This is a genomic window from Bradyrhizobium sp. SZCCT0148, assembly GCF_018129985.1.
Classification (GTDB): domain Bacteria; phylum Pseudomonadota; class Alphaproteobacteria; order Rhizobiales; family Xanthobacteraceae; genus Bradyrhizobium; species Bradyrhizobium japonicum_H.
The window spans coordinates 114791-138926 of record NZ_JAFCKT010000005.1 but is presented as its reverse complement, the minus strand read 5'-3'; the positions used below and the strand labels follow the sequence as shown (position 1 = coordinate 138926).

Annotated in this window: 22 protein-coding genes; 12 read left to right on the top strand and 10 right to left on the bottom strand. The window is 65.1% G+C overall.

The annotated features are described in order from the left end of the window. Position 1 precedes the first annotated feature (1 nt). Positions 2-2788, top strand: coding sequence for a malto-oligosyltrehalose synthase (gene treY, locus JQ580_RS17650; RefSeq protein WP_212281327.1), 2787 nt, complete (start codon positions 2-4; stop codon positions 2786-2788). Positions 2789-2790: 2 nt separating this feature from the next. Here treY and JQ580_RS17645 read toward each other — a convergent pair whose 3' ends face one another. Next, positions 2791-3108, bottom strand: a complete 318-nt coding sequence (locus JQ580_RS17645; protein ID WP_212281326.1) for a polyhydroxyalkanoic acid system family protein — start codon at positions 3106-3108, stop codon at positions 2791-2793. A 182-nt stretch (positions 3109-3290) separates the two neighbouring features. On the opposite strand from JQ580_RS17645, the gene JQ580_RS17640 reads away from it, so the two are divergent. After that, complete coding sequence (locus tag JQ580_RS17640; protein WP_084298933.1) at positions 3291-3455, top strand: DUF3309 family protein; 165 nt, start codon at positions 3291-3293, stop codon at positions 3453-3455. A 134-nt stretch (positions 3456-3589) separates the two neighbouring features. On the opposite strand, the gene ligD is transcribed toward JQ580_RS17640, so the two are convergent. Next, the gene (gene ligD / locus JQ580_RS17635) at positions 3590-6277 is read right to left on the bottom strand and encodes a DNA ligase D (RefSeq protein WP_212281325.1); all 2688 of its coding nucleotides are present in this window, start codon (positions 6275-6277) and stop codon (positions 3590-3592) included. 117 nt (positions 6278-6394) lie between these two features. Between ligD and ku the strand changes: the two genes are divergently transcribed. Beyond that, positions 6395-7279, top strand: a complete 885-nt coding sequence (gene ku / locus JQ580_RS17630) for a non-homologous end joining protein Ku (RefSeq protein ID WP_212281324.1) — start codon at positions 6395-6397, stop codon at positions 7277-7279. A gap of 119 nt (positions 7280-7398) precedes the next feature. Here the strand turns inward: ku and JQ580_RS17625 are convergent, their stop codons facing one another. The 6 genes from JQ580_RS17625 to JQ580_RS17600 form a co-directional block, all read right to left on the bottom strand. Beyond that, positions 7399-8088: a response regulator gene (locus JQ580_RS17625; protein WP_094893724.1), complete on the bottom strand. Its 690-nt coding sequence runs from the start codon at positions 8086-8088 to the stop codon at positions 7399-7401. Continuing rightward, complete coding sequence (locus JQ580_RS17620) at positions 8085-10808, bottom strand: sensor histidine kinase (protein ID WP_212281703.1); 2724 nt, start codon at positions 10806-10808, stop codon at positions 8085-8087. Before JQ580_RS17620 ends, JQ580_RS17625 begins: the two co-directional genes overlap by 4 nt. 40 nt (positions 10809-10848) lie before the next feature. After that, a complete protein-coding gene (locus JQ580_RS17615; protein WP_212281323.1) occupies positions 10849-11454 on the bottom strand; it encodes a K(+)-transporting ATPase subunit C in 606 nt (201 codons plus the stop codon). Between the two features lie 110 nt (positions 11455-11564). After that, positions 11565-13679: a potassium-transporting ATPase subunit KdpB gene (kdpB, locus tag JQ580_RS17610; RefSeq protein WP_212281322.1), complete on the bottom strand. Its 2115-nt coding sequence runs from the start codon at positions 13677-13679 to the stop codon at positions 11565-11567. 18 nt (positions 13680-13697) lie between these two features. Then, on the bottom strand, positions 13698-15401 hold the full coding sequence (gene kdpA, locus JQ580_RS17605; RefSeq protein WP_212281321.1) for a potassium-transporting ATPase subunit KdpA: 1704 nt from the start codon (positions 15399-15401) through the stop codon (positions 13698-13700). 113 nt (positions 15402-15514) lie between these two features. Continuing rightward, the gene (locus tag JQ580_RS17600) at positions 15515-15604 is read right to left on the bottom strand and encodes a K(+)-transporting ATPase subunit F (RefSeq protein ID WP_049823729.1); all 90 of its coding nucleotides are present in this window, start codon (positions 15602-15604) and stop codon (positions 15515-15517) included. A gap of 492 nt (positions 15605-16096) precedes the next feature. On the opposite strand from JQ580_RS17600, the gene JQ580_RS17595 reads away from it, so the two are divergent. The 6 genes from JQ580_RS17595 to JQ580_RS17570 all read left to right on the top strand — a co-directional run bounded on the left by JQ580_RS17595 (position 16097) and on the right by JQ580_RS17570 (position 18927). Further along, entirely contained in the window at positions 16097-16564 is a 468-nt protein-coding gene (locus JQ580_RS17595) for a hypothetical protein (protein ID WP_212281320.1), read from the top strand. Between the two features lie 20 nt (positions 16565-16584). Continuing rightward, on the top strand, positions 16585-16863 hold the full coding sequence (locus JQ580_RS17590) for a hypothetical protein (RefSeq protein ID WP_212281701.1): 279 nt from the start codon (positions 16585-16587) through the stop codon (positions 16861-16863). A gap of 133 nt (positions 16864-16996) precedes the next feature. Further along, positions 16997-17251, top strand: coding sequence for a hypothetical protein (locus JQ580_RS17585; RefSeq protein ID WP_212281319.1), 255 nt, complete (start codon positions 16997-16999; stop codon positions 17249-17251). Positions 17252-17275: 24 nt separating this feature from the next. Continuing rightward, positions 17276-18193: a 4-hydroxy-tetrahydrodipicolinate synthase gene (gene dapA, locus JQ580_RS17580; RefSeq protein WP_212281318.1), complete on the top strand. Its 918-nt coding sequence runs from the start codon at positions 17276-17278 to the stop codon at positions 18191-18193. 116 nt (positions 18194-18309) lie between these two features. Further along, positions 18310-18501 (top strand): hypothetical protein, encoded by a 192-nt coding sequence (locus JQ580_RS17575; RefSeq protein WP_212281317.1) that lies wholly within the window; start codon positions 18310-18312, stop codon positions 18499-18501. Positions 18502-18549: 48 nt separating this feature from the next. After that, positions 18550-18927 carry a hypothetical protein gene (locus JQ580_RS17570; protein ID WP_311982459.1) on the top strand — a complete coding sequence of 126 codons (378 nt, stop codon included), beginning with the start codon at positions 18550-18552 and terminating at the stop codon, positions 18925-18927. 223 nt (positions 18928-19150) lie between these two features. Here the strand turns inward: JQ580_RS17570 and JQ580_RS17565 are convergent, their stop codons facing one another. Continuing rightward, positions 19151-19732 carry a TetR/AcrR family transcriptional regulator gene (locus JQ580_RS17565; protein WP_212281315.1) on the bottom strand — a complete coding sequence of 194 codons (582 nt, stop codon included), beginning with the start codon at positions 19730-19732 and terminating at the stop codon, positions 19151-19153. 84 nt (positions 19733-19816) lie between these two features. Here JQ580_RS17565 and JQ580_RS17560 point away from each other — a divergent pair, with 84 nt between their 5' ends. The 3 genes from JQ580_RS17560 to JQ580_RS17550 all read left to right on the top strand — a co-directional run bounded on the left by JQ580_RS17560 (position 19817) and on the right by JQ580_RS17550 (position 22866). After that, positions 19817-20557: a crotonase/enoyl-CoA hydratase family protein gene (locus JQ580_RS17560; protein ID WP_212281314.1), complete on the top strand. Its 741-nt coding sequence runs from the start codon at positions 19817-19819 to the stop codon at positions 20555-20557. Between the two features lie 68 nt (positions 20558-20625). Beyond that, positions 20626-21261, top strand: coding sequence for a uracil phosphoribosyltransferase (gene upp / locus JQ580_RS17555; protein ID WP_212281313.1), 636 nt, complete (start codon positions 20626-20628; stop codon positions 21259-21261). A 33-nt stretch (positions 21262-21294) separates the two neighbouring features. Beyond that, positions 21295-22866: an AMP-binding protein gene (locus JQ580_RS17550; protein ID WP_212281312.1), complete on the top strand. Its 1572-nt coding sequence runs from the start codon at positions 21295-21297 to the stop codon at positions 22864-22866. A gap of 20 nt (positions 22867-22886) precedes the next feature. On the opposite strand, the gene JQ580_RS17545 is transcribed toward JQ580_RS17550, so the two are convergent. Further along, the gene (locus tag JQ580_RS17545; RefSeq protein WP_212281311.1) at positions 22887-24131 is read right to left on the bottom strand and encodes an acetyl-CoA hydrolase/transferase family protein; all 1245 of its coding nucleotides are present in this window, start codon (positions 24129-24131) and stop codon (positions 22887-22889) included. Between the last annotated feature and the right edge of the window lie 5 nt (positions 24132-24136).

The window sequence follows — 24136 nt, the reverse complement described above, 5'->3', positions numbered from 1 at the left end:
CATGCCCTCCGCCATTCCGCTCGCGACATACCGGCTTCAACTCACCGCGGAGTTCGACTTCGACAAGGCTGCCGCGGTCGTTCCTTACCTGAAGACGCTCGGGATCACACATCTCTACGCCTCGCCGGTGATGAAAGCGCGCAAGGGCTCCACCCACGGCTACGACACCGTCGATCACGGCCAGTTCAATCCGGAACTCGGCGGCGAAGCCGGCTTCGCCCGGCTGAGCGAAGCGCTGGCCAAGCACGACATCGGCCTCATCATCGACTTCGTGCCCAATCATGTCGGGGTGCATTTTGCCGACAATCCCTGGTGGCTCGACGTGCTGGAATGGGGCCAGGCTTCGCCCCACGCGGTCTCCTTCGACATCGACTGGGACCTGCTGCCCTACCGCGCCCGCGGCGGCGTGCTGCTGCCGATCCTGGGTGCATTCTATGGCGAGGCGCTGGAGCGCGGCGACATCGAGATCCGCTACGATCCCGATGAGGGAAGCTTTTCAGCCTGGTATTTCGAGCATCGCCTGCCGATCGCGCCGGAGCGCTATGGCGAGATGCTGCGCATGATCGTGAAGGAAGCGGACGCCTCCGAGACGGACGCGGGCAAACGCCTGCTCTCACTCGTAGGGCGCTATACCGGATTGCGTCGTCCCACCCGCAAGGAAGCCCCTGCGTTCAAGACCGAACTCAGGGAAATCCCCGGTGCCGCCGAAATCATCGCCCGCGGCCTTGGCGCCTATCGCGCTGCCCCGGATCGTCCTGCGCAGACGCTGGCGCTGCATCATCTGCTCGAGCGTCAACATTACAAGCTCGGCCACTGGCGGCTCGCCTCCAGCGATATCAACTACCGCCGCTTCTTCGACGTCAACGGGCTCGCCGGCCTGCGCGTCGAGGACGCGAGCACCTTCGCCGCCACGCACCGGCTGGTGAAACAACTCGTCGCCAGCGACAGGCTGCAGGGCATCCGGCTCGATCACGTCGACGGCCTGCGCGACCCCGCGCAATATTGCCAGCGGCTGCGCCGGCTGGTGCGCGATGCGCAAGGCAACACAAAGCCGTTCTACACCGTGATCGAGAAGATCCTGTGCGAGCACGAACGCCTGCCGCACTTCGCCGGCGTTCAGGGCACCACCGGCTACGAGTGGATGAACGTCATCACGCAACTGCTCGTCGATCCAAAGGGGCTGGAGCCGCTGGACGAGACCTGGCGGCAGATCAGCAACCGACCGCCGCAGCTTGCGCCTTACGTGAAGGACGCCAAGCGGCGCGTGCTGGAAACCCTGCTCACCAGCGAATTCACCGTGCTGACTCGCCTGCTCGCGCGAATTGCCAACGGGCATTACTCGACCCGCGATTTCTCCGCGGACAGTCTGCGGCAGGCGCTCGAGCTCTATGTGCTGCACTTCCCGGTGTATCGCACCTACCTGACCAACAGCGCCCCTACGGAAGCCGATCGCAAGCTGATCGACGACACCATTGCACGGGCACGAGCGGAATGGTTCGCCGCGGATGAAGGCATCTTCGACTTCCTGCGCGATGCCCTGACCATGGACCTGCTCAAGCCCGGCCGCCCCCCGCATAGCGCCCCGCGCGTGCGCCGCTTCGCGCTGAAGGTGCAGCAATTCACCGGGCCGATGATGGCGAAGTCGCTGGAGGACACCGCGTTCTATCAATTCCACCGGCTGCTCGCGCTCAACGAGGTCGGCGGTGATCCCGCCAGCTCCGGTCTCACGATCTCCGCGTTCCACGAGACCATGCAGGCCCGCGCCAGGGAATGGCCGATGGGAATGACGGCGACCGCCACGCATGACACCAAGCGCGGCGAGGACGCCCGCGCCCGTATCGCCGCACTCAGCGAGATTCCCGGCGATTGGACCAGCGCGGTTTCCCGCTGGAAGGTGCTAAACGCGCCGCACCTTGTGCTCGACGGCAACTACCGCGCGCCGTCGGCGACGTTCGAATACATGCTCTACCAGACCCTGCTCGGCGCCTGGCCGCTGCAGGGGCCGGTCGATGCCGGCTTCGTCGATCGCATCCGGGCCTATGCGCTGAAGGCCGCGCGCGAGGGCAAGGAAGAGACCAGCTGGCTCAACCCGCATAAAGCCTATGAGAACGGCATCAACAGCTTCATCGAGAAGATCCTCGATCCCGCACTATCCGGCGAATTCCTGGAGTCACTGCAAACGCTGGCCCGGCGCGTTGCGCTGCTGGGCGCGCTGAACGGTTTGAGCCAGCTCACCCTCAAGGCTACGCTGCCCGGCGTGCCGGATTTCTATCAGGGCACCGAGTTCTGGGATTTGTCTCTTGTCGACCCCGACAACCGTCGCCCGGTCGACTTTGCTGCGCGGCATGCGGCGCTGGTCACATTGGACGATCCCGATTGGCGCGGCCTAACCAAGAGCTGGTCCGACGGCCTGGTCAAGCTGGCCTGGACACGACGTCTGCTCAAGATGCGCAACGAGCTCCCCGACGTCTTCGCGGAAGGCGACTATCAGCCGCTGGAGGTGCGCGGCGTACATGCCGACCATGTCATCGCATTCGCCCGCCGCCATGGCCGCGCTGCGGCGATCGTCGTGGTCGGGCGCCAGTTTGCGCCGTTCACCCAAGCCGGGCGAGAATGGCCCGCGCTGGATGGCTTTGACGCGACCCTTGATATCACAGGTTATGCCGTCACCGGCCATGAAAGCCATGAACTGCCGGTGAGGCAGGCCTTCCGTGATTTTCCCGCTGCCGTCATCGAGGCTCGCACCGCAACCGCCATCAGGCCCTCGCGGCCGCGCGCGCGCGGCTGAAGCTACTTTCCCCCGTCCTTGGTCAGCAGCAACTGTCCGCGCTTCCGGATCGCAGCCTGCGCCATCTCGGCGAAGCGCTGCAACAGCCAAGGCAGCACCACCTCGACCCGGACTTGATCTTCCCCGACGTCAACTTGACCGCTCGCGATCTGCCCGAGCGCGCGGATGCGGAAATTCATGCTGTCGCCGGTCCAGCGCTCTTCCTCGACCTGCATCACGGGAAGGCTGGCTGCGGCGCGACCGAGCCCGGTCTTGAGCCGGCGGACCGCCTCCTCGCGGCCGAGACGATGTGGAATTGAAACAACAAGCGGTGCTGACATGGTCCTGCCCTACAGTGACGGATACTTACATAGTCATGCCGGCGGCGCGTCGAATGGTTCCATGCAAGTTGATCCGCCGGCCGTGTTTCAAAGATGGAACTTTAAAACCTGCGGCAAGTTGCCCTCGTACAACGGGACAGGTTTGCAACGACCCTTTTGAGGAAGGGCTGGAGGAGTTTCGCATGTCTATCGGTACGATCATCCTGATCATTCTCGTCATCGCCTTGCTTGGCGGTTTCAGCGGCATCGGCGGCGGACCATTCTATGGCACCGGCTATTACGGCGGCGGCGGCCTCGGGCTCGTCATCATCATCCTGCTGATCCTGCTGCTGATGGGACGAATCTAGCAAGCACGACCGCTTCGACTTGTAGGTGGGCCAGCGCGCTTTGCGCCGCGCCCACCTCTTCGTCGTTATGGAACGATCGTGGGCACGCTTCGCTCTGGCCGACACATCCACGGACGCCGTATCGGGAGTCCAACTTATTTCTGTCTCACCGCAAGCTTCTTGATCGCCGCCTTGATCGAGGCGGCCCCATCGTCATAGCCCTCCCATGCCTTTGACCGCGGCAGCAGGCTCGGCACGGTTCGCAGCGTATATCGCGTCGGATCGAGATCGCTCTTCACCTGCGCCCAGGTCACCGGCATTGAGACAGTGGCCCCTGCGCGGGCCCGCGGCGACAGCGGCGCTACCGCCGTCGACATCCGGTCGTTGCGGAGATAGTCGAGAAAGATCTTACCCTCGCGCAGCTTCTTCGACATGTTGAGCAGATAGCGCTCCGGATCGTCGTCGGCCATCCACTGGCAGACGCCCTGGGCGAAGGCCTTGGCTTCCTTCCAGCTCACCTTGTCGCGCGCGCCGTGAAGCAGCGGCACCACCACATGCAGGCCCTTGCCGCCCGTCGTCTTGCAGAAGCTCTCCATGCCGAGCCCGACGAGCCGCTGGCGCATGTCCTTGGCGGCCTCGACCACATCGGCGAACCCGACATCCGGCGCCGGATCGAGATCGAACACCAGCCGGCCCGGCGTATCGTAGGCATCGGGCGCACAATTCCAGGGATGCAGCTCGACGCCGCCGATCTGCGCGACGGCGGCCAGCCCTTCGACGCGATCGATCTGCAGATACGGTTTGCGATCGCCGGAGACTTTGGCGAGTTCGAGCAGGTTCGAAGTGCCCTGCATGGCATGACGCTGGAAGAACGTCTCGCCGCCGATGCCATCGGGCGCTCGCACGATGGAGCACGGACGCCCCTTCAGGTGTTCGATCATCCAGCTCCCGACCGCCTCGAAATAGCGCGCGAGATCCAGCTTGGTCACGCCCCCGCCGTCACCGCCGTCCGGCCACAGCTCCTTATCCGGCTTGGAGATGATGACGCCCATCACCTCGGCCGTGCCGGAGTCCTTCGATCGTTTCGCCGTCTTTGCCACGCGCTTGCCGGCTCTGGGCTTGGCGAGTTCGGTATCGACGGGTGTCTCGGCCTCGACCTCCTCGGCCGGCTTGTCCTGCCGCAAGCCCTTGAACGCGGCCTGGCGGATATTGCCGTCGGCGGTGAAGCCGGCGAACTCGATTTCAGCGACGAGCTCCGGCTTCAGCCAGTGCACCTCTTTGGCTTTCTTCGGCGCGTACTTGCCGCCGAAAGGACTTTCCTTGGCCGCTACCGCCTTCAGCGACGGCAGGAGGCGCTTGACCTTGTCGGCGCCGAAGCCGGTGCCAACCATGCCGACGAAGGCGAGATGATCGCCACGCTGCACACCGGCCATCAACGATCGGAATTTGCCGTTGGTCGTCTTGTAGCCACCGATTACGACCTCATGGCCCGCGCGGCATTTCGATTTCACCCAGCTCTCCGACCGGCCGGAACCATAGGGCGCGTCCAACTTCTTCGAGACGACGCCTTCCAACTCGAGCTTGCAGGCCGATTGCAGCACCGCATCGCCGCCGCTCTCGAAATGCTCGACATAGCGGATCTGGCTCGATTTCCGTTTTCGCTTGTCCAGCAGCTTCTGCAGCTGAGCCTTTCGCTCGGCAAGCGGCAGCCGCCGGTAATCCTGCCCCTCGGCAAACAGAAGGTCGAACGCAAAGAAGATCAGGTCGTCAGTCTTGCCATCGGACAACGCAGCCTGGAGCGAGGAGAAGTTCGGAGCGCCATTGTGGTCGAGTGCGACGATCTCGCCGTCGATCACCACGTCCGGCAGCGCGGCTGCCTCCTCAGCGATCGAGCCGAACTTCCCGGTCCAGTCGAGACCCTTGCGCGTCTTCAGCGTCGCCTTGCCACCCTCGACCCGAAGCTGCACACGATAGCCGTCGAACTTGATCTCGTGGCACCAGCCCTCGCCGGCCGGCGGCCGCTCGACCAGCGTACAGAGCTGCGGCGGCACGAAGTCCGGCATCTCCGAGACCTTCTTGGCATTCGTCGCCGTCGAGGCCTTCTTCTTCGCAGCCTTGGTCTTGACGATCTTGCTTCCCTTCAATGCCTTGCGCGGCGCCGGCTTGACCGTTTGCCCCTTCGTTTCCTCGGGCCGGTTGGATTGCCAGACCGCATCGGCCTTGGTCTTGGCGCCCTTGGCCAGCATGAACGGCTTTGGCGCGCGCCCCTTGCCCTCGGCGATCTGCTCCATGGCCCGGCCGGAGGCGACGGACTTGTCCTCATCGAGAATGTCGTTCTTGGCACCTTCGCGGACAAATTCGTCGCGGTGCTTGATCAGGAGCCAGTTGGTGCGCTTGCCGCCGGTGCGGTCGTTGCGCATGCGGACCAAGACCCAGCTGCCGTGCAGCTTGTCCCCGTGCAGGGTGAACTTCAGATCGCCCTTCCTGAAGCCGCGTTCGGGGTCTTCCGACTCCCAGGTGCCGCGATCCCACAGCATCACCGTGCCGCCACCGTACTGCCCTTCCGGAATCGTGCCTTCGAAATCGCCATAGTCGAGCGGATGGTCTTCCACCTCGACCGCCAGCCGCTTGTCGTGCGGATCGAGCGAGGGACCCTTGGTCACCGCCCAGGACTTGAACACGCCGTCGAATTCAAGCCTGAGATCGTAATGCAGCCGGGTGGCATCATGCTTCTGGATCACGAAACGGCGTTGCTTCGAGGGCGTCACTGCCGTCTTGCCAGACGGCTCCGGGGTCTTCCCGAAGTCACGCTTCTTTCGATAGGTTGAAAGTTTCTGCAGCACGGCCAGTCCCGCTTTCGTTCGAGAATTCAAGCCTATCACGGCCCAGATCGCATCCGGAACCAAAACCCTACGGGGCGGTTGGGGTTCCAAATTGCCTCGAAAACACCGGAGAATGGAATGGCACCGCGCGCCTACTGGAAGGGAACGTTGAGGCTGTCGCTGGTCAGTTGCCCGGTCGCGCTCTATCCGGCGACCACCTCGGCCGAGAAGACGCGGTTTCACATGATCAACCGCGAGACCGGCAACCGGCTCAAGCAGCAGATGATTGATTCCGAGACCGGCGACGTCGTCGAAAGCGACCAGAAAGGCCGCGGCTACGAATTGCGGAAGGGCAAATATGTCGAGATCGAGCCGGAGGAGCTCGAGGCGGTGCAGATCGAGAGCAACCATACCATCGACATCGAGAGCTTCGTGCCGAGCGAGGAGATCGACGAGCGTTATCTCAACCACCCCTATTACATCGCGCCCGACGGCAAGGCCGCGGTTGATGCGTTTGCAGTGATCCGCGACGCCATGAAGGACCAGGATCGTGTAGCGCTTGCCAAGATTGTGCTCACCAACCGCGAGCACATCATCGCGATCAAACCGCTCGGCAAGGGACTGCTGGGCACCACGCTGCGCTTCCCCTACGAGCTGCGCGACGAGGACGAGTTCTTCGACGACATCAAGAGCCCGAAAATCACCAAGGACATGGTCGATCTCGCCGGCCACATCCTTCACACCAAGGCGGCTCATTTCGATCCCGGCAAGTTCAAGGACGAATATGAAACCGCGCTGAAGGCGCTGGTGAAGCGCAAGGCCAGCGGCAAGACAATCGAGCTGCCGGAGCCAGGGGAGCGGCCGAGCAATGTCGTCAACCTGATGGATGCGCTGAAGCAGAGCCTGAAGGGACGCGGCGGCAAGAAGACATCGGCGAAGCCCCACCCGCGCCGCGGAACGGGGCGGCGGCAGGCCGCGAAGAAGTCGACTCGTTCAACGGTGCGGCATCGCAAGGCAGGCTAGCTCGTCATTCCGGGGCGATGCGGCGCATCGAGCCCGGAATCCATCATGCCAAGCGTGACGAGTGGAGAAATGGATTCCGGGCCCGCGCCAAGGGGCGCGTCCCGGACTGACATAAGGGGCTAATCCCCGGCCTTCAACCGATACCCGATCCCTGTCTCTGTCAGCACGAATTGCGGCCGTTCCGGATCGGCTTCGATCTTCTGTCGCAGCTGGCGGACATAGACGCGCAAATATTGCGCGTCGGTCAATTCGTCCCAGAGCTCCTTCAGCAAGAAGCGATGCGTGAGCACCTTGCCGGCGTGCTGCACCAACACGCGCAGCAGGTCGTATTCCTTGGGTGATAATTTCACATCGCGCTCGCCGACCTTGACGATGCGGCGGACGAGATCGACCGAGAGATCGCCGGTGCGAAACACCGGCCGCTCGCCCTGGATCTGGAGCTGGTGCCGGAGCGCGGCGCGCAAGCGCGCCAGGAGCTCTTCCATGCCGAACGGCTTGGTCAGATAATCGTCGGCGCCGAGATCGAGCGCCTGCACCTTGCCCGCTTCGTCGCCGCGGCTCGACAGCACTACGATCGGCACGGCTTCGTTGCGAGCGCGAATGGTGCGCAGCAACTCGTGTCCCTGCACGTCAGGCAGGCCGAGATCGAGGATGATCAGCGCCGGCTCCTCGACCAGCTTCTCCAGCGCCATCTTGCCATTCGACGCTTCGAGGATTTCATAGCCCTGCGTCGTCAGCCCCATCCGCAGCAACTTCCGGATCGGCGGCTCGTCGTCGATGACCAAGACCTTGATCGGAGCAGCACTCATGCGGCGGTATCCAATGCGCGGCTGTCTGCCGGGATGGGAAGACGGATGGTGATGACGGCGCCAGTGCGGTCCCGACGGTTGGCGGCCGAGATCGTGCCGCGCATCGCCTCGACGAAGCCGCGGGAGATGGCGAGCCCGAGCCCCGTGCCGGGACGGACGTGATCGCCCTTCTGTACGCGGTAAAATTTGTCGAACACGCTCTCGAGTTCGTCAGCCGGGATGCCGGCGCCTTCGTCGGCGACATCCAGCACGACCTGATCGCGCTCGCGCCTGCTCCTGATCGAGACCGTGGTGTCCGGCGGCGAGTACTTTGCCGCATTGTCCAGCAAGTTGAACAGCACCTGCTCGAACAGGACGGCATCGAGCTGAAGCATCGGCAGATCGGCCGCGAGCACTAGCTCCACCTTGTGGGCGGTGAGGATCTTGCTGGCACGCCGCAGCGCGCTGCCCACGATCTCGCCGAGATCGTGCAGCGCCGTGTTGGGCACGATCGCTCCGGATTCGAGCTTGGTCATGTCGAGCAGATTGGCGATGAAGCGGTTGAGCCGTTCAGACTCGTCGATCACGGTCGCGAGCAGATCGCGCTTCTCGGTGTCGGAGAGCGCCCCGGCGAGATCGCGCATCGTCGAGGCCGCCCCCAGCACGGAGGCGAGCGGCGTCTTCAAATCGTGCGAAATCGAGGTCAACAGCGCCGAGCGCAAGCGCTCGGATTCGACCGTGCGCTTGACACGGTCCATGTCTTCGACCAGCAGCACGCGCTCGATTGCCAGCGCGCCCTGGTCGACCAGCGCATCCAGCAGCCGGCGCTGATCCGGCGTCAGCAGCGGCCCGGTGCGATCGTTGTCGATGCCGATCACGCCGATCGGGCCGCGGCCGGTCCGCATCGGCAGGAACAGGCGTTTGGCGCCGGGCAGCGTGTCCGAGCCACGGCCGGCAGGGCGGTCGTTGCTCCAGGCCCAATTGGCCGCGGCAAGGTCGGCCTGGTCGAGATCGTCTTCGGGCGGGTAGCCGGACTTCACCGTCAGAAGGCCTTCTTCCGGCAGCAGCAGCACCACCCGGACCTTCAGCATCAAGGCGATCTGGTAGGCGCTCGCCCACAGCACGTCGTCGAGCGTCGCGGTGCCGGCGAGCTTGCGGCTGAACGCGTAGAGCTGCTCGCTCATTCTGATCCGGCCGATGGCGGCGTCGGCCTGGGTGCGGACGCGCGCGGCGACATTGGACACCACGAATGCGATCAGCATGAAGAAAAAGAACGCCGCAACGTTGGTCGGATCGGTGATGGTGAAGGTGTAGACCGGCGGCAGGAAGAAGAAATTATACGCCAGCGACGCCGCAAGGCTCGCCAGCAGCGACGGCAACAGCCCATAGCGGACAGCCACGGCAACCACCGCGGTCAGGAACATGAGATCGACGTTCTCAATGCCGAAATACGGTTTGATTGCCACCGCCGCGGCAAGGCCCAACGCGGTGATCCCGAGTGCCTTGAGGTAAGGTATCGCGTCGAATGGCTCGGACCGTGCAGCGGTCTGTACCGCCGTCTTCGGCGCCGGCTCGCTCGTCAGCTCGTCACCCGGAATGACGTGAACGCTGATGTTGCCGGCCCGACGCACCAGGTCGTGCACGACCGAGCCCCGCGTCATCTCGAACCAGCGCGAGCGCGTAGACTTGCCGATCACGATCTGGGTGACGTTGTTGCCTTGAGCGAAACTCACGACGTCGTCGGCAATGCGGCGGCCGACCGCGGGAATGGTCAGCGCCTCACCGCCAAGCGATTCCGCGAGCCGCAGCGTATCGGCCAGCCGGTCGCGCTGCTCGTCAGACAATTGCAGGGATCGCCGCGTTTCGATCGACACCGCGGTGAACGGCGCATGCAGCCGGTCGGCCAGCCGCTTGGTGTAGCGTACGAGCCCGGCCGCGCGCGGATCCTCGCTGACGCAGACAAGGATGCGCTCGCCGGCGGCCCAGGGCCCGGCAATGGCATTGGCCTGCATGTGGGTGAGCAGTTGCTCGTCGACCCGCTCGGCAGTGCGCCGCAAAGCGAGCTCGCGCAGCGCGGTCAGATTGCCCGGCGAAAAATAGTGCTCAAGCGCCCGCTCGGCCTGCCTGGAAACATAGACCTTGCCCTCCTTCAGGCGCTGAATGAGATCGTCGGGCGTGAGGTCGATCAGCTCGATCGCGTCGGCGCGGTCGAACACGGAGTCGGGCACCGTCTCGCGCACCCGGACATGGGTGATCTGGGCGACGACGTCGTTCAGGCTCTCGATGTGCTGGATGTTGACGGCGGTATAGACGTCGATGCCGTGGGACAGCAGTTCCTCGACGTCGAGATAGCGCTTCGGATGGCGGCTGCCGGCCGCGTTGGTGTGGGCGAGCTCGTCGACCAGAGCAATCTGTGGTCGGCGCGCGATCACCGCGTCGAGGTCCATCTCCTCGATTATCTGCCCGCGATAGTCGAGCCGCTTGCGAGGGATCACCTCGAGGTCGCGAACCAGCGCCTCGGTCTCGGCGCGGCCATGAGTCTCGACGAATCCGACCACGACATCGACCCCGGCCTTTCGCTTGGCGTGGGCGCTCTGCAGCATCTCGTAGGTCTTGCCGACACCGGGCGCAGCGCCGACGAAGATCTTCAGCTTGCCGCTCGCACCCTCCTCCCGGCGCGCTGCTTCCAGCAGCGCCTCCGGCGACGGACGTTGTTCGGGATCGCGGCGTTCTCGGACCATCAAGGCAATATAATCATCCTGCTGCCGCGAGCCTAGACCGCTACTTCGCCGAGGCGCGGTCGAGTGCGAGATTCAACGCCAATACGTTAACCCGAGGTTCGCCCAACAGGCCGAGCAAACGGCCCTGGACGTTGGAGGCCACAAGCTGCTTCACCGCGTCCTCCGGCATATTCCGTGCCTTCGCAACGCGCGCGATCTGGAATTGCGCGGCCTCCGGGGAGATGTCCGGGTCGAGTCCGCTGGCCGAGGTGGTGACCAGGTCAACCGGCACGGCGGCATTCGGGCTCTCGCCCCTCAGCTTGTTCACATCCTCCTTGAGCCGGTCGGCCAGCGCCTTGCTGGTCGGGCCGAGGTTGGAGCCGCCCGAGTTCGCGGCGTTGTAGGGCGCCGAAACCGTCTTGGTCGAATCGTTCGGGTCGGGCGCGAGCGTCGCCGAGGGACGCCCGTGGAAGTATCTGTCGTCCTTGAACTCCTGCCCGATCAGGGCGGAGCCGATCACCTTGCCGTCGCGCTCGATCAGGCTGCCCTGCGCCTGGGCGGGAAACAGCGCGCCGGCGATGCCGGTCATCGCGAGGGGATAAGCCAGTCCCGTGATGGCGGTGAGGACCAGCAACAGGACGATGGCGGGGCGGATTTCTCTGAGCATGTTAGGTCTCCAATGTCTTTCGTCACTGCGAGGAGCGAAGCGACGAGGCAATCCAGGCTGTCAGCCGTGGAACTATTTCTGGATTGCTTCGCTTCGCTCGCAATGAAGGGTCAGGCCAAGTGCAGGGCGACGACGACGAGGTCGATCGCCTTGATGCCTATGAAGGGAATGACGATGCCGCCGAGCCCGTAGATCAGGAGGTTGCGGCGAAGCAGCGCGCCGGCACCGACCGCACGGTAGGCGACGCCTTTCAAGGCAAGCGGGATCAGCCCGATGATCACAAGCGCGTTGAAGATGATCGCCGAGAGAATGGCGCTCTGCGGGCTCGACAGGTTCATTACGTTGAGGACGCCGAGCTGGGGGTAGAACGCCAGAAACATCGCCGGGATGATTGCAAAGTACTTCGCGACGTCGTTGGCGATCGAGAACGTGGTGAGCGCGCCGCGCGTCATCAGCAGCTGCTTGCCGATCTCGACCACCTCGATCAGCTTGGTCGGATTGGAATCGAGGTCGACCATGTTGCCGGCCTCACGGGCTGCCTGGGTGCCGGTGTTCATGGCAACACCCACGTCGGCCTGCGCCAGCGCCGGGGCGTCGTTGGTGCCGTCGCCGCACATGGCGACAAGCTTGCCCTTGGCCTGCTCGTCGCGGATCAGCTTGAGCTTGTCCTCAGGTGTCGCCTGCGCCAGGAAATCATCGACGCCGGCTTCAGCCGCAATCGCGGCGGCCGTCATCGGATTGTCGCCGGTGATCATGATGGTGCGGATTCCCATGCGGCGCAGCTCGGCGAAGCGCTCGCGGATGCCGCCCTTGACGATATCCTTGAGCTGGATGACGCCGAGCAGCTTGCCGTCCCTGGCGACCGCCAGCGGCGTGCCGCCGGCTTTCGAGATATCGTCGGCAATGGCCTGGATCTCGCGTCCGAGGTCCGACAAAGCCGTAGGCTGAATCGCCCGCGCCGCATTGCCGGAAGCGACTGCCAGCGGCGCGCCGCCGCCGACATAGTTCAGCATCGCATCGACCGCGCCCTTGCGCACCGACGAGCCGCCGGCATCGACGCCGCTCATGCGGGTCTGCGCCGTGAACGGGATGAAGGTGGCGCCGAGTTCCGCCATGTCGCGACCGCGGATGCCGTATTTCTCCTTTGCCAGCACCACGATGGAACGGCCCTCCGGCGTCTCGTCGGCGAGCGAGGCGAGCTGGGCTGCGTCGGCGAGCTCCTGCTCGGTCACGCCACGCAGGGGACGGAATGCGGTCGCCTGACGGTTGCCGAGCGTAATGGTGCCGGTCTTGTCCAGCAGCAACGTGTCGACGTCGCCGGCGGCCTCGACCGCACGGCCCGACATCGCCAGCACGTTGAAGCGAACCAGACGATCCATGCCGGCGATGCCGATAGCCGACAACAGGGCGCCGATCGTGGTCGGGATCAAGGTCACGAACAGCGCGACCAGCACGACCACCGAGATCGAGCCGCCGGCGTAGGCGGCGTAGCTCGGAATGGTGACGGTGGCGAACACGAAGATGATGGTGAGGCCCGCGAGCAGGATGTTGAGCGCGATCTCGTTCGGCGTCCTCTGCCGCTCGGCGCCCTCGACCAACTTGATCATGCGGTCGATGAAGGTCGAGCCCTGGGCTGCCGTGATGCGGACCCGGATCCAGTCGGACAACACTTGCGTGCCGCCGGTCACCGCGGAACGATCGCCGCCGGACTCGCGGATGACGGGCGCGGACTCGCCGGTGATGGCGGCCTCGTTCACCGAGGCAACACCTTCGATCACCTCGCCGTCGGAGGGAATGGTGTCGCCGGCCTGGACCAGCACGAGGTCGCCGACCTTGAGGCTCGTGCCCGGCACCAGCTTGAAGGCCAGGTCTGCGCCGGTCAGGAGCTTGGCCTGGCTCTCGGTGCGGGTCTTGCGCAAGGATTCGGCCTGCGCCTTGCCGCGGCCTTCGGCGACCGCTTCGGCGAAGTTTGCGAACAGCACGGTGAACCAGAGCCAGACGATGATCTGGAAGGTGAAGCCGAGGCCAGCGCCGCCGGTGACAATCTCGCGCAGGAAAATCACCGTGGTCAGCGCGGCCACGACCTCGACCACGAACATCACGGGGTTCTTGATCATCATCCGCGGATCGAGCTTGGTGAAGGAGGCGCGGATCGCGGGCATCACGATCCTGGGATCGAGCATTGCCGAGACGGCAGCACGTTTTTGCAGTTTCGTCTTATCCATGGAGGTCACTCCAGACTCTCAGAAGAGGTTGCCGGCGTTCATCGCCAGGTGTTCGACGATCGGGCCGAGCGCGAGCGCCGGAAAGAAGGTCAGGCCGCCCATGATCAGGATGACGCCGACGACGAGGCCGACGAACAGCCCACCCGTGGTCGGAAACGTGCCGGTGGACGGCGGGATCGACTTCTTCTCCGCCAGCGAGCCCGCGATCGCCATGGCCGGGACGATCATGAAGAAGCGACCGACGAACATCGAGGCTGCGAGCGTCAGGTTATAGAAGATGGTGTTGCCGGTGAGGCCAGCAAAGGCCGAGCCGTTGTTGCCGGTTGCCGAGGTGAAGGCATAGAGCACCTCGGTGAAGCCATGCGGTCCGGCGTTCGCCATTGACGCGACGGCCGCCGGATAGACCACGCCGACGGCGGTCCAGCCAAGGATCATGAGCGGCAGCACCAGGATGGCCAGCATCGCCATCTTGACCTCGCGGGCCTCGATCTTCTTGCCGACATATTCCGGAGTGCGGCCGACCATCAATCCGGCAACGAAGATCGCGAGGATGACGAACAGCAGCATGCCGTACATGCCCGCACCGACGCCGCCGACGATGATCTCGCCGAGCTCCATGTTGATCAGCGGGATCATGCCGCCGAGCGCGGTGAAGCTGTCATGCATGGCGTTGACGGCACCACACGAGGCCGCCGTCGTGACGACCGCGAAGAGCGAGGACGCGACGATGCCGAAGCGGACCTCTTTGCCCTCCATGTTGCCGCCGGCGAGGCCCAGCGCGTGAAGCGTCGCGGTGCCATTCGCTTCCGCCCAATAGGTGACGGCAACGCCTGCGACGAACAGCACGCCCATCACGGACAGGATCGCCCAGCCTTGGCGCTGGTTGCCGACCATGCGGCCGAACACGTTGGTGAGCGCGGCGCCGAGCGTGAAGATCGAGAGCATCTGCACAAAGTTCGACAGCGCGGTCGGGTTTTCGAAGGGGTGCGCCGCGTTGGCGTTGAAGAAGCCGCCGCCATTGGTGCCGAGCATCTTGATCGCGACCTGGGACGCGACAGGGCCGACCGCGATGGTCTGCCTGGCGCCTTCGAGCGTGGTCGCCTCGACATAGGGGCCGAGCGTCTGCGGCATGCCCTGCCAGACCAGGAACAGCGTGTAGACCACGCAGATCGGCAGCAGCACGTAGAGCGTGCAGCGGGTGACATCGACCCAGAAATTGCCGACCGTGCGCATCGAGGCGCGCGAGAAGCCGCGGATCAAGGCCATCGCCAGCGCGATGCCGGTCGCCGCTGACAGGAAGTTCTGGTGCGTCAGGCCGAGCATTTGCACCAGATAGGACAGCGTGCTCTCGCCGCCGTAGTTCTGCCAGTTGGTGTTGGTGATGAAAGAGACGGCGGTATTGAAGGACAGATCCTCGGCGACCGCGCCCTGGCCCGCCGGATTGAACGGCAACACAGCCTGAAGGCGCATCACCCCGTAAATGACGAGGAAGCCGCCGACATGGAACAACAGCATGGCGACCGTGTAGGTCAGCCAATGCTGCTCGCGCTTCTCGTCGACGCCGGAAATCCAGTAGATGCCGGCCTCGATCGGGCGCAGCACGGGCGACAGGAACGTCCGTTCGCCGCCGAACACCCGCGTCATGTACCAGCCGAGCGGCTTCGTGAGCGCCACGATGATGATGCAGAAGAGAATGATCTGGAGCCAACCGATCACAGTCATGGATTCAACCCTTCAATCCTTGTGTCCGTCGCAGCAGCGGCAGGAGCACCGTCAGCAGGCAGGCGACGAGCACGGCGTCCGCCAGCAGCAATTCGACAATCAGCAGCACGGGGTCAGAACCGCTCGGGCCGCAGCAGCGCATAGGTGAGGTAGGCCAGCAGGCCGAACGAGACGGCGCCGGCGAGCGCATAATCGAAGATCATGGCTTGCTCCGTCACAGCCGTTCGCAGGTATAGGTGTAGCCGATCGCAAGGGCGAAAAAGGCGAAGCCCAGCGCCAGCATGAGAAGGTCCATCATGGGAATACTCCACGTTGCGCCATCGGATCCGGCGCAACTTTCTCTCGGCGACCCGGCAGCTCGCGATGGAAATGGAACGCATTTCCGCGGGCAACAGCCGGGACTTTGACCGTGCTGAAGTGCCATCCCGGACATAGGTTTTCGAGATGAGGGCTATGGCGAAGATATAGGAATCTCATAAAGGCCGGCGGCGGTCGCGAGGCAACCGCGCCGTTGTCCCGGACAAGCGAGGCGCCGATCCGGGTCGATGGTGGAGAATGGCGTACCGCCTCTGCCACTTCTCCGCTTATGAGATCCCTATATTTCCGCCCTCTTCCCCATCTCGTTTTCCAATGTCCATTTGGCCATCTTGAAGCCGCCGGCCGACTGACCGACGCCAACTCCCAGGAGGCCTGACATGACCGCCGCTCTCCGACACTTCAACCCACCTTCCCTCGGCCAGCAGCTTCACGATGCGGCTGCAATGACGCGGCCATTGATGCTCGACATCATCGCCCATGCCTGCCGGCGCGTCTCTTCGCGCGGCGGAGGCGAACACACAGCACGCATCTTGCGCCTGATCGACGTTGAGGCTTGGGCCGATGCGGCCCTGGCGCTGATTGAGCTCGAGCTGCCGCTATGGCAGGTCCGCCGCATCGCCTATGACGAGGGTGAGTGGCATTGCGCACTCTCGCGCGAGCGCGAGCTGCCGGACTGGCTGGACGCCGCTGTCGAGGCGCGCCACGTTGACCTCGCGCTGGCTCTGCTGTCGGCCTTCCTCGAGGTCGGGGCACTTGCTGCAGACGTGCCTCGGCCGAGCGTTCCCACGGTGCGGCCTGCTCCGAACCCGCTCTACGAGCCCGTCGGCTGCGAAAATTTCAGTTGAGCCAGCGGGAGATTCGCATCTTGCCGCGATCGTCGGACATATCCCCCGCCTTAAGCCCGTCACGGGTGATTGCGCGCTTTGCCGCCCGCGTCGTACTCCTCTCCGGGTTTGCCGCGTTCGGCAGCATTGGCTTTGGACGGAGCCTCAGAGCCCTGCTTTGGATGTCCATCATCCTGTGTGCGGCTGTCGCCCTTATGCGGCGCGAGCCGCCATTCGGCGCCGCCCTCAACCATTGGGACGAATGCGTCGCGTTCGGCGCGCTGTTCGCGCTGGTTCATGTCGTCGACGACCTGACCTGAACGCCGGCTTTTATGACGCGCTTATGAGATCGCCGCGCAGCCTCACTCGAAATCCTATCTGCCTAAGACGATATTGATCGAACGGTTGCGGGACATGCGCCCGCCACCGCCGTCAATCGGAAGGACTACATCCGTGAAACTCGTCGAACCTCCCTCGTGCAACTCGCCTTCGACCATCGTCTTCATCGGCAGGAATCGCCGGGGACAATGGGTCGCTCAGGAACAGCACGGCCTCTATGGCGGCCTGTTCGTCAGCCGCGTCCAGGCCATCAAATACGCACTGTTCGAGAACGGCCACCACCCCGAAACCATCGTCGAGCTGCCGCGCGAGATCGAGCTCGACATGGGCAAAAATCCCGACAGCACCAGCGCACGCCGTGCCGCCTGAGCCGGCGCATACGGGCGAAAAGCCATGTTCACTCCTCCCGCTGCCTGGTTCACCGGTTTCATCCCGGACCTGCCGACTCCATTCGATGCGGCTGACGCGATCGATCTCAAGGCGTTCGCCGCACTGTGCGAACGACACGTCGCGGCCGGCGCTCCCGCCATCTTGGTCTGCGAGACGGCCGGCGAGGCGCCGACGCTCTCGGCGGCCGAGCAGGAACTGGTCATTCGCACCGCGGTCGACGTCGCCCGCGGCCGCGTGCGGATCATCGCGGGCGCGGTCTCCAATGCGACCAGCCACGCCATCGCCCTGGCGCGACGCGCGGAAGCAGCCGGCGCCGATGCCGTCATGTCGGTCGTGCCCGCCTACAACAGGCCGATGCAAGAGGGCATGCTCGCGCACTTCCGCGCCGTCGCCGGCGCGATCGGATTGCCCGTGATCCTGCACGACGTGCCCTCCCGCACGCTGCGCCCGCTGGCCGACGAGACGCTTTTGCGTCTGGTCGAATCCCGCCAATTCGTGGGCCTGAGTGACGGCGGCGGCGACATCACCCGCCCGATGCGCCTTGCCCGCCATCTGCCGGCCGGCTTTCGCTTTCTATCCGGCGACGACGTTACCGCCTTCGCCTACATCGCGGACGGCGGCGATGGCGCGATTTCGGAAGTCGCCAACATCGCGCCTGATCTCTGCCGCACGATCTTGTCGCAGGTCAGGCAAGGCCGGCTGCAATCGGCACGCTATCTGCACAAGCGCCTGATCCCGCTCATCACCTGCCTTTCCAGGGAAAGCCCGGCGGCTCTCAAGAGCGCCCTCGCCATGCTCGGCTTGATGCGGCCGGACACGCGGCTGCCGATCGTGCCGCTCAACGCCGCCGGCCGAGCGGAGATCGCCAGGGCGTTCGCTGCGATCGCCAACGAGGAACTGATCGATGGCGTCGGAGCCTGACTATGACATTCCTATACGGGGGCGCCGGCGCTCATCTCGCAATCCTACGCCGGGATCGTCATCCTACGAGACGGATTGGGACGGCTCTCGCCGCACCACAGACAAGGATTCCGAAGATGTCGATGCTCACCCACGGCCTTGAACGGCCTCTCGCCTGGGCAGAGCGCCCGATGCGAACCCCGACAGCGCGCAAGGCACAGCTCAAACGCCTCGCGCTCGGTGCGCTGACTTTGCTCTCGATGGGCAGCGTGCTCACCGCGCTCATTGCGCTGCGCACCGCAATCTATGTCTGGCGGCTCCACGCCTGACCCACCGCGGCAGACATCATGACCCTGCAGATGTGTGAGGAGGCCGCCATGGCAGCCATTGCTCTACAAGCCGTGCACCCCGCATCGAAATCACGAACTGGCGCGTCCGATGTCGGCGTGGCGACGGCGCTCAAGCCGCTCGATCCCGATGTCGTCAGCCCCGCCATTCCCGCTTTCTTCATCGGGCACAATTGCGCCGGCCTCTGGGTCGCCCGCGAGGCACAGGGCCGCGCCGGCGGTCTCTTCCTTTTCAAGAGTTCGGCGGTCGAATTCGCGCACCACCGCAGCGCGCCGGCCCGATGCGCACTGGTGTTTTCGGCGGAGACCTTCGAGCTTGACATCGAGAATCAGGGCAGTCCGCTGGTCGCGGTCGCGACACGATGGCTGGACGAGGTGAAGCGACATCTGGCCCGGCTCGCGAGCTAACAATATGATCGAACTCAAGATCGTCGTCCTGGTCGCATTGATGCGGGCGTTGCTGCTGGGCACGCGCGTCACCGCGCGGCCGGCCCCGGACGGCTAGCATGCGGCCCTTCAAGGGGACTCTTGAGCAGACGGTCACAATGACCATCCTGACCATGACGCTGAGCCTTATCTGGGGCGCGATCCTGACGCTCGTGATCACGCTCGTCGCACCCGGGCTCGGGGTCTAGCTCCTCCGCTCCGCCTCGATCAGCCGCGCCAATTCCGCCGCCGTGACCTCGATCGACCGGCCGCTGCGCTCGACGCGGGCCTGGATCAGCGCGCCCTGGAGCGCCGAGGTGCAGAGCACGGCCAGCGCTTCGGCGCGAGGTCTGGCAAAGCCGTCCGCGAGCAGCTTGTCGCGCAGGATCGACAATCGCGCCCCATAGGCTTTGCGACCGGCATCGGACACGGCGCGCTCGCGCGGTGCAAGCTCGAGCAACACGGTCGTGATCGGGCAGCCATTGCGAAAGCCGGAGCCCTGCATCCAGCCTGCCAGCAGTCTCGCGTGCGCACGCAGGAGGTCGGCGGTCGTGCTGCACTCCTCCGCGAGCTTGGCGACCGTCGTTGCGACGCGGCGGCCCGCCTCCTCCACCGCCGCCACCGCGATCGAGGATTTCCCGTCGGGGAAGTAATAGTAGAGCGAGCCCTTGGGCGCCCCGCTGACATCGACGATGTCGTTCAACCCGGTCCGGGCAAAACCCTGGCGGCGGAACAGCGTCACCGCGGCATTGATGATGGGCTGGCGGTGTTTTGGCACGGCCGGCATGGCGCTCTCCCGTCGCAGAAATTATATTGATTGGTCTACATCGACCTTCGACAGTCAAGCCGTAAGAATGACAGGGAGCGGCAGATGACGAACGGAGTGAGCTACCAGCTGAACGACGGCGTCGCCCAGATCGGGCTCGACGACGGCAAGGTCAATGTGATGTCGACCGCGATGCTCGCCGGGATCGGCTCAGCATTCGACAGGGCCGAAAGGGAGGCCGAGATCGTGGTGCTGCGCTCGGCGCGGCCCGGCATCTTCTCTGCCGGCTTCGACCTGAAGGTGTTCGCGTCCGGCGATGCCGCCAGCAGCCTAGACATGGTCCGGGCCGGCGCCGAGCTCGCGCTGCGGCTGATGGCGTTTCCACATCCGACCATCGGCGTGATGGAGGGTCACGCCTTTCCGATGGGAACGTTCCTGCTGCTCGCCTGCGACCTCAGGCTGGGCGCGCGCGGGCCGCATCGCATGGGGTTGAACGAGGTCGCGATCGGTATCGCGCCGCCGAGCTTTGCCATCGAGCTCGCGCGCAGCCGCGTGCATCCCGCCTGGCTCAGCCGCACCGCCACGCTCGGCGAAATGTTCGAACCCGAGGAGGCGTTGACCGCCGGCTTCCTCGATCGCGTGGTTGCACAGGAAGCCATCGACGGCACCCTTGCGGAGACCATCGCCGCGCTACGCGCCGTCCACAGGCCATCCCATGCGACCGCGAAGCGGCGCCTGCGTCAGCCCGCGATGGATGCGATGCGGATGGCGATCGATCGTGAATTGACCATGGCTGCCTACACGGCGAGCAACCGGGCCCGCAGCGCGGTGGCGATGCGCGCCTGAGGCGGCGTATCCCCCGAAAACAACCGGCCGATCTGGCGCGTTTTCGCGGAACCGTGTAGAGCGGTTTCATGAGCACAGGCAATGTCAACGTCGTCGCCCACCCCCTGGTCCAGCACAAGCTCTCGCTGATGCGGGAGAAGGATCGCTCGACCAAGAGCTTCCGCGAGATCCTGAACGAGATCGGGATGCTGCTCGCCTACGAGGTGACGCGCGATCTGCCGCTGGAGCTGGTCGACATCGAGACGCCGATCGCGCCGATGCGGGCGCCCAAGATCGCCGGCAAGAAGCTCACGCTGGCGCCGATCCTGCGCGCCGGCGTCGGCTTCCTCGACGGCATGCTGGCGCTGATGCCCTCGGCGCGCATCGCCCATATCGGGCTCTACCGCGACCCCGAAACATTGCAGGCCGTGGAATATTACTTCAAGGCGCCGCAGGACCTGTCCGATCGCACCGTGATCCTGATGGATCCGATGCTGGCGACCGGCAACTCGGCCTGCGCCGGCGCCTCCCTGCTCAAGGCCCGCGGCGCCCGCGACATCCGCTTCGTGTGCCTTCTCGCCGCGCCCGAGGGCATCGCGCAGTTCGAGAGCGAGCATCCGGACGTGCCGATCTGGACCGCCGCGATCGACGAGCGGCTCAACGACCACGGCTACATCGTGCCGGGCCTGGGCGATGCCGGCGACCGGATGTTCGGCACCAAGTAGACAGGTTGGCGCGATCGGGTTACTTCCCTTGCCATGGCCAACGCGTTTTCGCTGCAATCGCTGATCCGGTCGGAGTCGGTCGCCGATCCCGCCTTCGTATGCGACGGCACGCCGGTCTCGCGCGCCGAGTTTACCGAAAGGATCGAGCAGACCGCGGCTTGGCTTGCGTCACAGGGGATTGGCAGGGGCGACGTGGTCGCAGTCTGGCTGGTCAACCGGATCGAATGGCTCGCGCTGCTGTTTGCCGCCGGCCGTCTGGGTGCGATCGTCGCCGCCGTGAATACGCGCTATCGCAGCGCGGAAGTCGCGCATCTGCTTCGTTTGTCCGGAGCCAGGCTCATGGTGGTCGAGCCCGCATTTCGCGCGATCGACTTCGCTGCGATCCTCTCCGATATCGCCAAGGACGAGGTCCCGGCGCTGCAACGGCTCGCGGTAGTCGGTGCGGACGCGATCCCGACGCACTGGCCATGCGTGCGCTTCGATGCGTTCGATACGAATTATCCGCAGGCGCCAGCTCGAGATGAAGTCGATCTTCCTGTGCTGCTCTACACGACCTCAGGCACCACCAAGGGGCCGAAGCTCGTTGCGCATTCGCAGCGGACGCTGGCCACGCACGCCACCTCCGTCGCCCGCGCGCTGCAGCTCGATCCGCAGCGTCATGCGCTGCTGGCCATGCTGCCGTTCTGCGGCACTTTCGGCATGACCAGCCTGCTCGGCTTCGTCGCAGCCGGTGCGACCGTTCACGTGCTTGACGCTTTCGAGGCGGCACAGGCAATGGAGATCCTCAGCACGCAAGGGATCACGCACGCCTTCGGCTCGGACGAGATGTTCCGCCGCATCCTCGCCCTCGCCGAGACGCCACGCCCGTTTCCGCATTTGGAAGTCTGCGGCTTCGCCGCGTTCCAGCCCGGCTGGCGCGAGCTTGCCGCGGAGGCCGAGGCGCGCGGCCTGCCGCTGTTCGGGTTGTATGGCTCGAGCGAGGTACAGGCCCTGTTCTCGATCGCCCGCGCCAGCGACGCGTTCACCGACCGGATCGAAGGCGGCGGCTGGCCGATGTCGGCCAACGCAAGGGTGCGCGTGCGCGACACCGAGACCGGCGAGCTCGCCGCGCCCGCCGTCTCCGGCGAGATCGAGATCAGCGCCCCGTCGCAGTTCCTCGGTTACTTCAACAATCCCGATGCGACGCGAGATGCGTTCACAGCGGATGGCTTCTTCCGCACCGGCGACATCGGCCGGCTCCGTGGCGACGGTTCCTTCGTCTACGAGACCCGCGCTGGCGATACCATGCGGCTCGGCGGTTTCCTCGTCGCGCCCGGCGAGATCGAGGACGAGCTCAAATCTTGTAATGGCGTGGCCGACGCCCAGGTGGTTGCCGTCGATCTCAAGGGCCAGGCGCGCTGCGTCGCCTTCGTGATCCCGGCGAAGGAGCCGCCAGTACAGGAGATGCTGATCGCGCGCCTGCGCGAGCGCCTCGCCGGCTACAAGGTCCCGGCCCGAATCTATGTCGTGGAGGCCTTCCCCGTCACCGACAGCGCCAACGGCGTCAAGATCCAGCGCGCCCGGCTTCGTGCCATGGCGATGCAGCGGATCGCGGCCGATCAGTGAGCTTGGCCCAGCGCTGAAGTTCAGGTCGTACGAAGCTGCGCCGACAGAGCGTCGCGATGCTCGGGCGCAGCGATCGCGATCATGCGGCGCCCGCGCTCGGCAAGACCGCAGCCGCGCAACTCCGCGATGCCCCATTCGGTGACGATGGCATCGACGTCGGCGCGCGGCGTCGTCACGGTCTCGACATGGGCGACGATCCGGCTGGTTCCGTCGGACGCCGTCGCCGGCAGCGCGATGATGGCTCTTCCTCCGGGAGAGGCATTGGCGCCCCGTACGAAATCGAGCTGGCCGCCGATCGCGCCGATCGCAACGCCATTCAACACTTCGGAATTGACGCTGCCGTCGAGCCCGACCTGCAGCGCCGAGTTGATCGCCACCAGCCGTCTGATCCGCGCCAGCACGCTCTGGCCGTGCGTGTAGGACGTCGGCCGCACCGCGATCGTCCTGTTCTCATGGACGAAGCGGTAGAGCCGCTGCGTGCCGATCACCTGGTTGGTGACCGTGATACCGGGATCGATCCCCTTTTCGGCGTTCGTCACCGCGCCGCACGCGATCAGATCGACGACGGCGTCGTTGATCAGGCCGGAGTGGATGCCGAGGTTGCGCAGGTGCGACAGCGACGAGAGAATCGCGTCCGGAATCCGCCCGACGCCGAACTGAAGCGTACTGCCGTCGACGATCAGGCTCGCCGCATGCGCAGCAATGCGCCGGGAGACGTCGTCGGGCGGCGTCGAGGCCAGTTCGACGGGCGACCGGCGCGCGGCCACGTGCATGTGGATCGGCAAGCCCTCGGGCCATTCCGCGCCGAATGTAAAAGGCGCATCCGGATTGATCTCGGCGATGACGAGGCGGGCAGCGCGGGCGGCGTCGATGACGTAGTCGTTGGACAGGCTCGCGCTCAAGCGGCCGTCACCGGCTTCCGCCAGTTGCACCAGGACGACATCGGCCTTGTGGCGGCGGGCGGCAAAGTCGGCACAAAAGGCGCTGTAGTTGCTCGGGATGATCTCGAGCCGTCCGGCCCTGGCGAGCCGCCGCGCATTGCCGATCACGCCGTAGCTCCGGAACGCCACGCCGGGTGCGCACGACGCCGCAAACGTCTCCGAGAACGCCGGCCCGATCATCATGCGGATTGGCGGAAGCTGGGCCGCCTGCGCCATCAGCGCTTCGGTCAGCGTAACAGGCTCCGCCGTCGCCTGCCCGCACACGACGAGATCGTCCTGGCGGATCAGGCGGGAGAAGTCGATGGGAGCTGTAGTCTGGGGCACAGACG

What these genes read in the sequence shown, in the direction of transcription:
- ku (WP_212281324.1), top strand. Translation starts at nt 6,395, where the DNA reads ATGGCACCGCGCGCCTACTGGAAGGGAACGTTGAGGCTGTCGCTGGTC.
- JQ580_RS17560 (WP_212281314.1), top strand. Translation starts at nt 19,817, where the DNA reads ATGACGAACGGAGTGAGCTACCAGCTGAACGACGGCGTCGCCCAGATC.
- JQ580_RS17640 (WP_084298933.1), top strand. Translation starts at nt 3,291, where the DNA reads ATGTCTATCGGTACGATCATCCTGATCATTCTCGTCATCGCCTTGCTT.
- kdpA (WP_212281321.1), bottom strand. Translation starts at nt 15,401, where the DNA reads ATGACTGTGATCGGTTGGCTCCAGATCATTCTCTTCTGCATCATCATC.
- JQ580_RS17595 (WP_212281320.1), top strand. Translation starts at nt 16,097, where the DNA reads ATGACCGCCGCTCTCCGACACTTCAACCCACCTTCCCTCGGCCAGCAG.
- JQ580_RS17625 (WP_094893724.1), bottom strand. Translation starts at nt 8,088, where the DNA reads ATGAGTGCTGCTCCGATCAAGGTCTTGGTCATCGACGACGAGCCGCCG.
- JQ580_RS17550 (WP_212281312.1), top strand. Translation starts at nt 21,295, where the DNA reads ATGGCCAACGCGTTTTCGCTGCAATCGCTGATCCGGTCGGAGTCGGTC.
- JQ580_RS17620 (WP_212281703.1), bottom strand. Translation starts at nt 10,808, where the DNA reads ATGGTCCGAGAACGCCGCGATCCCGAACAACGTCCGTCGCCGGAGGCG.
- JQ580_RS17615 (WP_212281323.1), bottom strand. Translation starts at nt 11,454, where the DNA reads ATGCTCAGAGAAATCCGCCCCGCCATCGTCCTGTTGCTGGTCCTCACC.
- kdpB (WP_212281322.1), bottom strand. Translation starts at nt 13,679, where the DNA reads ATGGATAAGACGAAACTGCAAAAACGTGCTGCCGTCTCGGCAATGCTC.
- JQ580_RS17575 (WP_212281317.1), top strand. Translation starts at nt 18,310, where the DNA reads ATGTCGATGCTCACCCACGGCCTTGAACGGCCTCTCGCCTGGGCAGAG.
- JQ580_RS17645 (WP_212281326.1), bottom strand. Translation starts at nt 3,108, where the DNA reads ATGTCAGCACCGCTTGTTGTTTCAATTCCACATCGTCTCGGCCGCGAG.
- dapA (WP_212281318.1), top strand. Translation starts at nt 17,276, where the DNA reads ATGTTCACTCCTCCCGCTGCCTGGTTCACCGGTTTCATCCCGGACCTG.
- JQ580_RS17565 (WP_212281315.1), bottom strand. Translation starts at nt 19,732, where the DNA reads ATGCCGGCCGTGCCAAAACACCGCCAGCCCATCATCAATGCCGCGGTG.
- JQ580_RS17600 (WP_049823729.1), bottom strand. Translation starts at nt 15,604, where the DNA reads ATGATCTTCGATTATGCGCTCGCCGGCGCCGTCTCGTTCGGCCTGCTG.
- JQ580_RS17570 (WP_311982459.1), top strand. Translation starts at nt 18,550, where the DNA reads ATGGCAGCCATTGCTCTACAAGCCGTGCACCCCGCATCGAAATCACGA.
- upp (WP_212281313.1), top strand. Translation starts at nt 20,626, where the DNA reads ATGAGCACAGGCAATGTCAACGTCGTCGCCCACCCCCTGGTCCAGCAC.
- treY (WP_212281327.1), top strand. Translation starts at nt 2, where the DNA reads ATGCCCTCCGCCATTCCGCTCGCGACATACCGGCTTCAACTCACCGCG.